Raw genomic sequence first — 13,327 nt, 5'->3', positions numbered from 1 at the left:
GAGAATGGACGCCATGTCCGCCAGCGCCTCGGGTCTCTGCGAGTTCATCGACGCCTCGCCGTCGCCGTTTCACGTCTGCCGCACGGTCGCCGCGGCGCTGACCGACGCCGGGTACGTCGAACTCGAGGAGACCGACGCCTGGCCGGACGCGGGCCGGTTCTTCACGGTGCGCGCCGGATCGCTGGTGGCGTGGGACAGCAGCGGCGCCCCCGGCGGGCCGTTCCGCATCGTCGGCGGGCACACCGACAGCCCCAATCTGCGGGTCAAGCAGCACCCCGACCGCGCGGTGGCGGGATGGCAGGTGGTGGCGCTGCAGCCCTACGGCGGAGCCTGGCTGAACTCCTGGCTGGACCGCGAGTTGGGGATCAGCGGACGGCTGTCGGTGCGGTCCGGGTCCGGACTGCGGCACTCGCTGGTCTGCATCGACGAACCGGTGCTGCGTGTGCCTCAGCTGGCCATCCATCTGTCCGAAGACCGCGCGGGGGTCAAGCTGGACCCGCAGCGCCACGTCAACGCGGTGTGGGCGGCCGGGGAGCGGCCCGGCTCCTCCGGATCCTTCCTGGGCCTGGTCGCCGCGGCCGCCGGGGTCGACGCCGACGACGTCCTGGGCTTCGACCTGATGACGCACGACCTGACAGCGTCGGCGGTGTGGGGGCCGGACTCGGAGTTCGTCAGCGCACCCCGGCTGGACAACCAGGCCACCTGCTACGCGGGGCTGCGGGCCCTGCTGGACGCGCCCGCCGGCGAGCACGTGCCGGTGCTGGCGCTGTTCGACCACGAGGAGGTGGGGTCGACGTCTGGCCACGGGGCTCAGTCGGACCTGCTGATCACGACGCTGGAGCGCATCGTGCTGGCCGCCGGCGGCAGCCGCGAGGACTTCCTGCGGCGTGTCGCGGGGTCGATGGTGGCCTCCGGCGACATGGCCCACGCCACGCATCCCAACTACCCGGACCGGCATGAGCCCGGCCATCTCATCGAGGTCAACGGCGGCCCAGTGCTCAAGGTGCAGCCCAACCTGCGCTACGCCACCGACGGTCGGACGGCCGCGGCCTTCGAGTTGGCGTGCCGTCAGGCCGGTGTGCCGCTGCAGCGTTACGAACACCGCGCCGACCTTCCCTGCGGATCGACCATCGGGCCCATGACCTCGGCGCGGACCGGGATTCCCACGGTGGACGTGGGGGCGCCGCAGCTGGCCATGCACTCCGCGCGCGAGTTGATGGGCGCCCATGACGTCGTGACGTACACGGCCGCGCTGCGGGCCTTCCTGGCACCTGACTGACGAAAGCTCCTTCTGCTTGTCGGCGCCTGGGGTTAGCGTCGAATGCATGGCTTTGAATGTGGCGATGGTGACGATGGACACGCTTGACCCCGGCCGGCTGGCGACCTGGTGGGCCGAGGCGTTCGGCGCGGAGGCCAGGGAGGTGATGGCCGACGAGTTCTACATCGTCGCGTTGCCCTCCGGGCTCAACCTCGGGTTTCAGCGCGTGGAGGATCCGACGCCGGGCAAAAACCGCCTTCACCTGGATCTGGGCGCCGACGACGTGCAGGCCGAGGTCGACCTGCTGGTGTCGCGCGGGGCCGTCGAGACCGGACGGCACAGCTTCGGCGACGCCTTCTCGTGGGTGGTCCTGACCGATCCCGACGGCAACGCCTTCTGCGTCGCGGCCGGGCATTGAGCCGCTCTGCGGCTGTCGCGCAGCGGGGAAGAACGCCCGGCCCTTCGGCGCTTACTAGACTGTGCCCGTGACCAGCCCCGAAGTAGACACCGTCGAGCGTGCCGCCGCCAGCCCCGACCAGCCGCAGCCGTTCCGTGAATTGGGGCTCAAGGACGACGAGTACGAGCGCATCCGCGAGATCCTCGGCCGTCGTCCCACCGACGCCGAACTGGCGATGTACTCGGTGATGTGGAGCGAGCACTGCTCCTACAAGTCCTCCAAGGTGCACCTGCGCTACTTCGGCGAGACCACGACGGACGAGATGCGCGCGGGCATGCTGGCCGGCATCGGCGAGAACGCCGGTGTGGTCGACATCGGCGACGGCTGGGCCGTGACATTCAAGGTCGAGTCGCACAACCACCCGTCCTACGTCGAGCCCTATCAGGGCGCCGCCACCGGCGTCGGCGGCATCGTGCGCGACATCATGGCGATGGGCGCCCGCCCGGTCGCGGTGATGGATCAGCTGCGCTTCGGCGCGGCCGACGCGCCGGACACCCGCCGGGTGGTCGACGGCGTGGTCCGCGGCATCGGCGGCTACGGCAACTCCCTGGGCCTGCCGAACATCGGCGGCGAGACCGTCTTCGACGCGAGCTATGCGGGCAATCCTCTGGTCAACGCGCTGTGCGTGGGCGTGCTGCGCAAGGAGGATCTGCACCTGGCGTTCGCGTCGGGCACCGGCAACAAGATCATCCTGTTCGGCGCCCGCACCGGCCTCGACGGCATCGGTGGCGTCAGCGTGCTGGCCTCGGACACCTTCTCGGGTGACGAGTCGGGAACGGGGCGTAAGAAGCTGCCCTCGGTGCAGGTCGGCGACCCGTTCATGGAGAAGGTGCTCATCGAGTGCTGTCTGGAGCTGTACGCCGCTGACCTCGTGGTCGGCATCCAGGACCTCGGTGGGGCCGGACTGTCCTGCGCCACTTCCGAACTCGCCTCGGCCGGCGACGGCGGTATGGCGATCGAGCTGGATCGGGTGCCGCTGCGCGCGGCCAACATGACGCCGGCGGAGGTGCTCTCCAGCGAGTCCCAGGAGCGCATGTGCGCGGTGGTGACGCCGGAGAACGTCGAGAAGTTCATGGCCGTGTGCCGCAAGTGGGACGTGCTGGCCACCGTCATCGGTGAGGTCACCGACGGCGACCGCCTCGTCATCACCTGGAACGGCGAGACCGTGGTCGACGTGCCCCCGCGCACCGTCGCGCACGAGGGACCGGTCTACCAGCGTCCCGTGCAGCGTCCGGACAGCCAGGACGCCCTGATCGCCGACAGTTCCAAGACCCTGCCGCGGCCCAGCACCGGTGACGAACTGCGCGAGACCCTGTTGGCGCTGCTGGGCAGCCCGCACCTGTGCAGCCGGGCCTTCATCACCGAGCAGTACGACCGCTACGTGCGGGGCAACACCGTGCTCGCCGAACACGCCGATGGTGGTGTGCTGCGCATCGACGAGGAGACCGGGCGCGGCGTCGCGGTGTCGACCGACGCCTCCGGCCGCTACACCCAACTCGACCCGTACGCCGGCGCGCAGCTGGCGCTGGCCGAGGCCTACCGCAACGTCGCCGTCACCGGCGCCACCCCGGTCGCGGTGACCAACTGCCTCAACTTCGGTTCGCCGGAGGACCCGGGCGTGATGTGGCAGTTCTCGCAGGCCGTCCGCGGTCTCGCCGACGGCTGTGCGGCGCTGGGGATTCCGGTCACCGGCGGCAACGTCAGCTTCTACAACCAGACCGGGTCCACCGCCATCCTGCCCACCCCGGTCGTGGGTGTGCTCGGCGTGATCGACGACGTCACCCGGCGGATCCCGACCGGATTCGGCACCGAACCGGGTGAGACGGTCTTCGTCCTCGGTGACACCCGCGACGAGTTCGACGGGTCGATCTGGGCGCAGGTCACCGCCGACCACCTCGGCGGCGTGCCGCCGAAGGTGGACTTGGCGCGCGAGCAGCTGCTGGCCGAAGTGTTGACCGCAGCGTCCCGCGACGGTCTGATCTCGGCGGCGCACGACCTGTCGGAGGGCGGCCTGATCCAGGCGGTCGTCGAGTCGGCGATCGCCGGCGAAACCGGCTGTCGCCTCCTGCTTCCCGAGGGTGCCGATCCGTTCGTCACGCTGTTCTCCGAGTCGGCCGGGCGAGTCCTGGTCGCGGTGCCGCGCACCGAGGAGAGCAGATTCCGAGCGATGTGCGAGGCGCGTGACCTGCCCGCGACGCGAATCGGCGTGGTGGACCAGGGATCTGAGGACGATGGCCCCACGATCGAAGTGCAGGGGCTGTTCACGGTGTCACTCGCCGAGGTCCGCGCGACGTGGGAGGGCGTGCTCCCGAAGCTGTTCGGGTGACCTCGACGACATGGTCGCGACGGGTGAGCGCACGGCCACGCATCCGCTCCTGTTGTGGGCGTGGGGCCTGCTGCGTCTCGACTTCGTCGGGGTCGCGTTCGGTGCGCTGTTCTTCTGCCTGTCGCTGACTCCGTCCCTGCTGCCGCGCAGTTGGGAATTCGCCGGACTGATCGGTGGCATCAACGCCGCAATCGGTTACGGAGTCGGCGTTCTCGTCGGAAAAGTGGTCCGGTACTTCGCGTTACGCAATCGCAGCTGGTGGCCTCCGTCAAAGACGGTGCTGTGGCGGCTCAAGGTCGCCACCGTGGTCACCTCGATCGGTGCGAGCCTGCTCATGGTCGCGCCCGCCGCGGCCTGGCAGCGGCAGGTGGCCGCGGTGGTCGGGATGGAGGGGCCGGCGACGCTGGGGTACTACCGCACGCTGCTGCTGGCACTCGTGGTCGGCGGTGTCGCGATCGGGGTCTCGCGAGTGGTCCTGGACCTGATCAGGGTGGTGGCGCGATTCCTCATTCGGCGGTGGCGCATCAACGACGAGGTGGCGCTGTTCGTCGGGACCGCGGTGGTGGTGGTGCTGCTGGTCATGCTGATCAACGGAGTGCTCTACCGAGGATTCCTGGCGGGAGCCTCTCGGGTGTTCCAACCGCAGAACACCGCGACCCGAGACGGGATCGCGTCGCCGACCAGGCCCGAAAGATCGGGCAGCCCAGAATCATTCGCGGCGTGGGACACCCTCGGGTATCAGGGCCGCAACTTCGTGGCGACGGGTCCCAGCGCCGAGGAGCTGACCCGCATCAACGGCAGGCCCGCCAAGGAGCCGATCCGGGTGTACGCGGGCCTGCAGACCGCCGACACCGACGAGGGTCGGCTGGCGGTGCTGCTCAGCGAACTTGAGCGGACGCATGCGTTCGAGCGCAAGGCCCTGATCATCGTGCCCACCACCGGAACCGGGTGGGTCAATCCCGTCGCCGCGCGCTCGGTCGAGATGCTCTACAACGGTGACACCGCGATCGTCGCGCTCCAGTACTCCTACCTGCCCAGTTGGATCTCGTTCGTCGGCGATCAGGAGAAGTCCGTCACGGCCGGTCGCATGCTGATCGAAGCCGTGCAGGGACGCTGGGCCCAGCTGCCGGAGGATCGGCGGCCCAAACTGATGCTGTACGGCGAGAGCCTGGGCTCGATGGCGGGCCAGGGGGCATTCGGATTTCTGCCCGACGTGTCGCTGATGGGGTTCGACTCGGTGCTGTGGGTGGGGCCGCCGCAGGCCAGCACGCTGTGGCGCGCACTCATCGAACGGCGGGACCCCGGCACCACCGAGGTCGCGCCGCGCTACGACAACGGACGCACGGTGCGCTTCTCCCAGGGCGCCGACGCCGCTGTGATCGCCCGCGACACCGCGGCGCCGTGGGAGGGGACGCGCGTACTGTTCCTGCAGCACGCCTCCGATCCGATCGTCTGGTGGTCACCGGATCTGATGTTCTCGCGCCCCGACTGGCTGATCGAACCGCCGGGCCGGGACCGCACCGCGGCCATGCGGTGGTATCCGTTCGTGACGTTCTCGCAGGTGGGTGCCGACATCTTCAACGCCGCGGGAGTGCCTGGCGGACATGGTCACAACTATGGGCACTATGTGCTCGACGGCTGGGTGGCGGTCGCGCCCCCCGAGGGGTGGACCCCCGCGGACACCGAACGCATTCGGATCGCGCTGGACAAGACCGCGGCCGAGGACGGGCCGGAGACCTGATGACCGGTGAGGGGTGCGGCCCGCAGCCGGGCGCGGTGGGTTTGGGTGCGAAGGCGGCTGCGGTGGGCTTGGGCGCGGCGCTGGTCGCGTGGAGCACGACGGCCGGTCTGCAGATTCCAGGCCGGCGCCATCCGCTGATCCAGGCGGGGCTCGGCACGGCGCTCGCCCTGAGCGTGCGTGCCCCGCTGGGGCTGCGCGGCCCGGCGCTGCGGGCCGGTGTGCATTGGGGTGTCCTGGGTGCCGCCGCGGTGACCGCAGGAGTGGCCGCGACCACCGCGGTCCCGCTCGTGCGGACCGGAATGGCGGCACGCGATCTGCCTACGCCGCAATGGAAATGGCTGGCCGTCGAAATTCCGCTCGGCACCGTGTGGTCTGAGGAGACCGCCTATCGCGCCGCGCTGGGCACGCTGGCGGAGTCGGCATTCGGCCCGCGGGTGGGCCGGCTGCTGCAGGCCACGGCGTTCGGTCTGTCCCACATCGTCGATGCGCGCGGCGCGGGTGAACCGGTGCTGGGCACCGTCCTGGTGACCGGGGTGGCCGGTTGGGCGTTCGGGTGGTTGGCGCACCGATCGGGCAGCATCGTGGCGCCGGCGTTGACCCACCTGGCGGTCAACGAGGCGGGCGCGGTCGCGGCCGGATGGGTGCAGCGTCGAGCAGCATGAGCTCAGACGTCGCGACTGTCGACCTCCAGGAGATGAGGTTCGGTCTCCACGTCGTCGATCCCGAAGCTGATGATGCGCCGCGGTGTGATCCGGATGATCGCGGTGTCCAACACGTCGCCGTTGGGTTCCACAGTCGGGGACTCGGTTTCGGCCTGCACGGCGGTGCCTCGGATCTCCAGGCAGCGAACCCGCCATGGGTCACGGGATGCGATGTCGTCGACGACGAATGCCACCGCGTTGTGGTGCTTGAGGTTTCGGTATTTGCGACTCTTCGACATGTTGTAGCCGCTGATGTCGATGGTGCCCAGGCCGGCGTTGTAGGTGAAGCCGACCGGACTGTTCTGCGGTGTGCCGTCGGCGCCGATGGTCGCGAGTCGGCCCAGCGTCGCGGCGGCCATGTAGTCGATCTCGTGCTGTCGGAAGGGCGCGGTCCCGGGGGTGTTGGGGGTCGTCGTCTTGGAGGTCGTGGTCTTGGAGGTCGTGGTCTTGGAGGGCATGGCCGCCACGGTATGACCTGAACCATGGTTGAGGTCAACGGGTCACGGGGCGATGGTGTGCTCCGGGGTGTGAATGCACCCGACACCGCCGCGGGTGGTTCCCCACCATCAGCACCGCGCCCGCTTCCCGGCGCCGGTCCACCGTCTGAGAACCTGGGGTATGGCCGCTCGTCGCACCGCTGATCCGGCAAGGTCGCGCGCCGCGGTGGCGGCGCTGGCGGGCTGGCTTGCCGACCCCGAGGCACCCGCGCCCGCGCGCGCCGAACTCGCCGAGGCCGTGCGCCTCACCGCCCGAACCCTGGCCGCGGAGGCGCCCGGTGCCTCGGTCGAGGTGCGTGTCCCACCCTTCGTGGCGGTGCAGTGCATCGAAGGCCCGCGGCACACCCGAGGTACGCCGCCCAACGTCGTGGAGACCGATGCCCGCACCTGGCTGGGTCTGGTGACGGGGCAGCTGACCGTCGCCGACGCGGTGGGGGCGGGCCGGTTGACGCTCTCGGGGGCGCGAGCGGGCGAGGTGGCCACACGGCTGCCGCTGTTCCCTGGTCTGCTCAGCGGAAGTACGGATACTCCTGCACCCAGTTGAACCCCCGGTTGAGCAGGGTGAAGTCTGCGGGGTCGGTCCGTCGGAGGTCGATCCGAACGGATCGCCCGGCCAGTTCGCCCTCCAGGTGCAGGTCGTCGGCGCCGTCGCGGGTGAATGCGAAGGTCGCCACGACCTCCGGTGCGGCGATCGTCAGGGTGTGCGCCTGCGGGTCCACCTCTGCGGGCACCGTGGCCAGGCTGCCGTCGACGCGCTGAATGGTGGCCGCGCCCGGGGTGTCGATGACCAGGCGTCGCCAGCGGTGCTCATCGGTGGCCAGCGGTGGAACCGCCGCGCCGTCGCGGTCGAACTCGGTGACGGTCCACATCCCGTACAGCGGCGGTTCCGGGCTGCCGCCGCCGTACTCCCGCCACGCGGTCCAACTGGCGAACGCCGAACCGGCGAGCATCCACACGCCGAGCAGCACCTGAACCCACGCCGCGACGCGGTTGGCCCGGCCCGAGGCGAACAGCGCCGGCTGTGACGGCGGTGCGGCGACCCGCTGCAGCACCAGGAAGTCGGCCAGGCGGCGGATCTGCGGTGCCAGCAGCACCAGGGCGACCAGCAGCAGGTGAAATGACAGGATCTTGACCGGGACGTCGAACGTCATGTTCAGGATGAACACCTGGCCCATGCAGCCCGCGCTGACCAGCGCGCCGAGCGTGGCGGTGCGTGGTGCGAACAGCAGCAGCCCGCCCAGCACCTCAGCCGCGCCGAGCAGCATCTCGTACGGATGCGACGAGCCGACCTGCAGCCACAGCACCGAGGCGGGGCTGAGATCGCCGTAGGGTTGCAGCAGCGCACTCAGGGGCGGCGCGGGCATCTGCGTCGGAATCAGCTTGGCCATGCCGTAGAACAGCATCTGCCCGCCCAGACACAGCCGCAGAAACGTCAGGAACCACGCCTGCAGGCGCGGGTACGCAGATCGGCGCCGGTCCAGGACGCTCCACACCGCGGTCGCCGCCGCGGCCGCCAGCAGCAGGCAGAACACCATGACCCAGATGGCGGCCTGGTCCCCGCTGTTGGAGTCGAGGTGCAGGTTGGCCTCGGCGCCGAACACCGTGCGGCCCACCCAGCCGAAGACGGGCGCCAGTGTCGCCATCTGCCACAGCACGGCACCGTCGGGCAGCCAGTGCGAGACTGGGCCGGTGAACGCCAAAATGACCTGGGCGAACAGCAGGCAGAACAACCCGAGGTAGACGACGCCGAACCGGAACACGACGCGGGTGAGCGGATGCCAAGACGGGCCGGTGCGGTCATCGGTGGTGATCTGCTTCACGTCGTCGGTGTCGACCGCGCTCATGCGCCCTCCGGAATCGGTGTCGGTGGTCGCCGGCCGATGCTACCTGCGGCCGCGGATCATCGCCGACCGCTGACCCCGAAAGGCCAGTGCGGCAATCTGTTTGGCTCTGTACGCCACGTTTCGATGGCGCATTGGTGGCGGAGTGTGCCAGATTTGGCGGAGATGTGAGATTGGCCACCGCGGGCATGGGTGAGCCGCAAAATGGGTTGCACCTGGCTGTATCGGTCGTCAACTGGCCGTAGACTCGGACCTTGTCACCAACCCCTCGTCAGGGAGCAGCCCGCAAACGTGACTGAGCAGTCGATCGACCTCGAGAACTCCCCCCGCGAAGAATGCGGCGTATTCGGAGTCTGGGCACCCAGCGAAGATGTCGCCAAGCTGACCTATTACGGCCTCTACGCGCTGCAGCACCGCGGTCAGGAGGCCGCTGGCATCGCCGTTGCCGACGGCACTCAAGTCCTGGTCTTCAAGGATCTCGGTCTTGTCAGTCAGGTGTTCGACGAGCAGACCCTGGCCGCGATGCAGGGTCACGTCGCCATCGGACACTGTCGTTACTCGACCACCGGTTCGACCACCTGGGAGAACGCTCAACCGGTGTTCCGCAACACCACGGCGGGCACCGGCGTCGCACTCGGACACAACGGCAACCTGGTCAACACCACCGAATTGGCGTCGCGCGCTCGCGACGCGGGTGTGATGGGCAGCGCGGGCACTCCGGCGGCGACCACCGACTCCGACATCCTCGGCGCGCTGCTGGCGCACGGCGCCGCCGATTCGAGCCTCGAACAGGCAGCCCTCGAACTGCTGCCGACGGTGCGCGGCGCGTTCTGCCTGACCTTCATGGACGAGAACACCCTCTACGCGGCGCGCGACCCCCACGGCGTGCGTCCCCTGTCGCTGGGTCGCCTGGACCGCGGCTGGGTGGTGGCCTCGGAGACCGCGGCGCTCGACATCGTCGGCGCCTCCTTCGTCCGCGACATCGAACCGGGCGAACTGCTGGCCATCGACGCCGACGGTGTCCGGTCCACGCGCTTCGCCAATCCCACCCCCAAGGGCTGCGTCTTCGAGTACGTCTATCTCGCCCGCCCCGACAGCACGCTGGTCGGGCGGTCGGTGCACTCCACTCGAGTCGACATCGGCAGGCGCCTGGCCCGGGAGATGCCCATTGACGCCGACCTGGTGATCGGAGTTCCGGAGTCCGGCACCCCGGCGGCCGTCGGCTACGCGCAGGAGTCCGGCATCCCGTTCGGGCAGGGCCTGATGAAGAACGCCTACGTCGGCCGTACGTTCATCCAGCCCTCCCAGACCATCCGCCAATTGGGCATCCGGCTCAAACTCAACCCGCTGCGCGAGATGATCCGCGGCAAGCGACTCGTCGTGGTGGACGACTCGATCGTGCGCGGCAACACCCAGCGTGCCCTGATCCGGATGCTGCGGGAGGCCGGCGCGGTCGAGGTGCACGTCCGCATCGCCTCCCCGCCGGTGAAGTGGCCCTGCTTCTACGGCATCGACTTCGCCTCTCCGGCCGAACTGATCGCCAACGCCGCCAACGCCGAGGGCTCCCAGGACGAGATGCTCGACGCCGTGCGGCATGCCATCGGTGCGGACTCGCTGGGCTACATCTCGCTGGAAGGCATGATCAGCGCCACCGAGCAGCCCGCCACCCGCCTGTGCTGCGCGTGCTTCGACGGCGTCTACCCGATCGAACTGCCCAGTGAGACGGCGTTGGGCAAGAACGTCGTCGAACACATGCTCGCGAATGCCGCGCGCACCGGTGGAGCGCCGGTTAGTGTTGCCCAATCGGACAACGACAACGCTTCTGCGCTGCGGCGCCCGTGATCTGGCGGGTAGTCGCGATTGCCCTCACCGCTCTGCTGGCAAGTGGCTGTGGGCTGGGGCGACCCAACGACGCCGTCAGCGGTGAGTACCTGACCGTCGGCACCACCGACAAGGTCGCGACGTTGGATCCGGCGGGGTCCTACGACAACGGGTCCTTCCAGGTGATGAACCAGGTCTACGGGTTCCTGATGAACTTCGTGCCGGGCACGGGAGAACTCAAGACCGATCTCGCCGAGCACTGTGCGTTCTCCGCGCCGACGGTCTACACCTGCGTGCTGAAGCCAAACCTCAAGTTCGCCAACGGCAACGAGCTGACGTCCTCGGACGTGAAGTTCTCGTTCGACCGCGAGAACGTCATCAACGACCCCAACGGTCCGCAGTCGCTGCTGGCCAACCTTGACAGCATCGCGACCCCGGACCCGCTGACCGTGGTGTTCACGTTGAAGCTGCCCAACGACCAGACCTTCCCTCAGGTGCTCGCGACCAACGCCGGGCCGGTCGTCGATGAAGAGGTGTTCCCGCCGGACAAGCTGTTGGACGACAACGCGATCGCCGAGGCTGAACCCTTCTCCGGGCCGTTCACCATGACGACCCACCGCAAGAATGAACTCATCGGACTCAAGGCCAACTCCGAATACCGAGGGCTGCTGGGCGAGCCGAAAACCCAACTGGTGGGCCTGAAGTACTACGCCAACAGCGACAACCTGAAACTCGACATCGCCAACCGTGCCATCGACGTGGCGTGGCGCAGCCTGTCCTCCACCGACATCGAGGGACTGCGCAGAAACCCGAACCTCGTGGTGCACGAAGGTCCCGGCGGCGAACTGCGCTACATCGTGTTCAACATGGTGACCATGCCCGGTTCCACCCCGGAACAGAAGCTGGCCGTTCGTCAGGCGGTCGCCTCGTCGATCAACCGCGAGGCGCTCTCCCGAGATGTCTACAAGGGCACTTACTCGCCAGCATATTCTGTTGTGCCGGAGAGCATCGCGGGGGCCAACGAAGCATTCAAGGACATCTACGGCGAGAAACCGGACGTGGCCAAGGCGCGGCAGTACCTGGAACGCGCCGGTCTGCCCATCCCGGTTCGGCTCAACCTGCAGTACAACCCCGACCACTACGGTGTCTCCTCGTCGGAGGAGTACGCGGCGATCAAAGGCCAGTTGGACAGCACGGGCCTGTTCGACGTGAACCTGCAGTCCACCGAATGGGTCACCTACACCAAGGAACGGGTCGCCGACGCGTACCCCCTGTACCAGCTCGGCTGGTTCCCCGACTTCCCGGACGCCGACAACTACCTGACGCCCTTCTTTCTGCCGGACAACTTCGTGGGCAACCATTTCGAGGACGACGCGATCACGAAGTTGATCACCGATGAGGCCACCGAACCCGACCCGGGGCGACGCACGGCGATGATCGAGCGGATCCAGGATCTGATGGCAAGCAGCCACATCTCCACTCTTCCGCTGCTCACCGGGAAGCAGATTGCTGTGGCGGGCAAGGACATCGACGGTGTGCTGCTGGACAAGTCGTTCAAGTTCCAGTTCACACCGCTGAGGAAAGTCTCATGACCGTCACCGTGGACACCGGTCCCAGCGCGGCCCCGGCCCCTGCCACTCGCCGCGGTGGGCCGTCCCGGTTCGGCGCGTTGTCGCGCTACCTTGGGGTGCGCGCCCTGCTGATCATCCCGACCGCGTGGTTCCTGGTCACCCTCGTGTTCTTCCTGATGCGCGGCATCGGTGACCCGATCACCGCGGCGGCGGGCGGACGCCTGACCCCGGCGCAGATCGCCGAACGCAAGGCCGACGCCGGATTCGACCGTCCGCTGCTGACGCAGTACTGGGAGTACATCGCGGGCCTGTTCCGCGGTGACTTCGGCACCACGCTGACGGACCGCAGGCCGATCACCGACATCCTGTTGGTCAACGGCGCAGCCACCCTGGAACTGGCGTTCTGGTCGCTGCTGATCGCCTTGGCTCTGGGAATTCCCTTGGGGCTCTTCGCCGCCACCCACCGGGACCGGTGGTCCGACGTGAGCCTGCGGCTGCTCGCGGTGCTTTTCTACGCCGCGCCGGTGTTCTTCGTCGGCATGCTGGGAAAGCTGCTGTTCTCGGTCAAGCTCGGCTGGCTGCCCGCATCGGGGCGGTCGAGCGCCTCCACGGAGATCGCGCTGTCGGAGGTGCGTCCGCAGACCAACATCATGATCGTCGACGCGATCCTCTACGGCGACTCGACCTACATCGTCGACGTGCTGTTGCACGCGATCCTGCCGGCGCTGGCGCTCGGACTGCTCACGGCCGGAGTGTTCCTGCGGTTGGTTCGCGTCAACATGCTCCAGACGCTGCGGTCCGGGTACGTCGACGCCGCCAAGGCCCGCGGCCTGTCCCCGGGCGTGGTCACCCGCAGGCACGCGTTCCGCAATGCGCTGGTGCCAGTGGTGACCGTGATGGGGATGCAGGTCGCGCTTCTGCTCGGCGGCGCGGTGCTCACCGAGACCACGTTCGAGTGGAACGGCCTGGGACTGCAGTTGGCGCATTATCTTTCGGCGCGGGACTTCGTCGCGGTACAGGGCATCGTGACGATCATCGCGCTGATCGTCGCGGTGATGAGTTTCGTGATCGACCTGGCGGTGGCGTTGATCGACCCGAGAGTGCGGTTCTAGTC

At 68.6% G+C, this 13,327-nt stretch carries 11 protein-coding genes; 9 read left to right on the top strand and 2 right to left on the bottom strand.

Annotation, left to right across the window (positions count from 1 at the left end; all coding sequences use genetic code 11):
• Positions 1 to 13: 13 nt before the first annotated feature.
• The 5 genes from A5727_RS17915 to A5727_RS17895 all read left to right on the top strand — a co-directional run bounded on the left by A5727_RS17915 (position 14) and on the right by A5727_RS17895 (position 6,444).
• Positions 14 to 1,279, top strand: coding sequence for a M18 family aminopeptidase (locus A5727_RS17915; protein ID WP_068252493.1), 1,266 nt, complete (start codon positions 14 to 16; stop codon positions 1,277 to 1,279).
• A 46-nt stretch (positions 1,280 to 1,325) separates the two neighbouring features.
• Positions 1,326 to 1,676 carry a VOC family protein gene (locus A5727_RS17910; RefSeq protein WP_068252490.1) on the top strand — a complete coding sequence of 117 codons (351 nt, stop codon included), beginning with the start codon at positions 1,326 to 1,328 and terminating at the stop codon, positions 1,674 to 1,676.
• A gap of 67 nt (positions 1,677 to 1,743) precedes the next feature.
• The gene (purL, locus tag A5727_RS17905) at positions 1,744 to 4,041 is read left to right on the top strand and encodes a phosphoribosylformylglycinamidine synthase subunit PurL (RefSeq protein WP_068252631.1); all 2,298 of its coding nucleotides are present in this window, start codon (positions 1,744 to 1,746) and stop codon (positions 4,039 to 4,041) included.
• 10 nt (positions 4,042 to 4,051) lie between these two features.
• Positions 4,052 to 5,782, top strand: coding sequence for an alpha/beta hydrolase (locus A5727_RS17900; protein WP_068252487.1), 1,731 nt, complete (start codon positions 4,052 to 4,054; stop codon positions 5,780 to 5,782).
• Positions 5,782 to 6,444 carry an Rv0804 family intramembrane glutamic endopeptidase gene (locus A5727_RS17895; protein ID WP_068252484.1) on the top strand — a complete coding sequence of 221 codons (663 nt, stop codon included), beginning with the start codon at positions 5,782 to 5,784 and terminating at the stop codon, positions 6,442 to 6,444. The genes A5727_RS17900 and A5727_RS17895 overlap by 1 nt, the downstream gene beginning before the upstream one ends.
• Before the next feature lie 2 nt (positions 6,445 to 6,446).
• On the opposite strand, the gene A5727_RS17890 is transcribed toward A5727_RS17895, so the two are convergent.
• Positions 6,447 to 6,842, bottom strand: a complete 396-nt coding sequence (locus tag A5727_RS17890) for a PPOX class F420-dependent oxidoreductase (protein WP_068252629.1) — start codon at positions 6,840 to 6,842, stop codon at positions 6,447 to 6,449.
• Between the two features lie 259 nt (positions 6,843 to 7,101).
• Between A5727_RS17890 and A5727_RS17885 the strand changes: the two genes are divergently transcribed.
• A complete protein-coding gene (locus A5727_RS17885) occupies positions 7,102 to 7,524 on the top strand; it encodes a sterol carrier family protein (protein WP_068252481.1) in 423 nt (140 codons plus the stop codon).
• On the opposite strand, the gene A5727_RS17880 is transcribed toward A5727_RS17885, so the two are convergent.
• Positions 7,490 to 8,824 (bottom strand): DoxX family protein, encoded by a 1,335-nt coding sequence (locus tag A5727_RS17880; RefSeq protein ID WP_068252474.1) that lies wholly within the window; start codon positions 8,822 to 8,824, stop codon positions 7,490 to 7,492. The genes A5727_RS17885 and A5727_RS17880 overlap by 35 nt on opposite strands.
• A gap of 288 nt (positions 8,825 to 9,112) precedes the next feature.
• Here A5727_RS17880 and purF point away from each other — a divergent pair, with 288 nt between their 5' ends.
• Genes purF through A5727_RS17865 form a run of 3 tightly spaced genes read left to right on the top strand, consistent with a single transcriptional unit; the run spans position 9,113 to position 13,325 of the window.
• Positions 9,113 to 10,663, top strand: a complete 1,551-nt coding sequence (gene purF, locus A5727_RS17875; protein ID WP_068252471.1) for an amidophosphoribosyltransferase — start codon at positions 9,113 to 9,115, stop codon at positions 10,661 to 10,663.
• Positions 10,664 to 10,716: 53 nt separating this feature from the next.
• Complete coding sequence (locus tag A5727_RS17870) at positions 10,717 to 12,234, top strand: ABC transporter substrate-binding protein (protein WP_082949879.1); 1,518 nt, start codon at positions 10,717 to 10,719, stop codon at positions 12,232 to 12,234.
• Entirely contained in the window at positions 12,231 to 13,325 is a 1,095-nt protein-coding gene (locus tag A5727_RS17865) for an ABC transporter permease (RefSeq protein ID WP_068252465.1), read from the top strand. Before A5727_RS17870 ends, A5727_RS17865 begins: the two co-directional genes overlap by 4 nt.
• Positions 13,326 to 13,327: the final 2 nt, after the last annotated feature.

The sequence above is a fragment of the Mycobacterium sp. ACS4331 genome, from assembly GCF_001667265.1.
Taxonomy (GTDB): domain Bacteria; phylum Actinomycetota; class Actinomycetes; order Mycobacteriales; family Mycobacteriaceae; genus Mycobacterium.
This window is presented reverse-complemented; position numbering and strand designations above follow the sequence as displayed.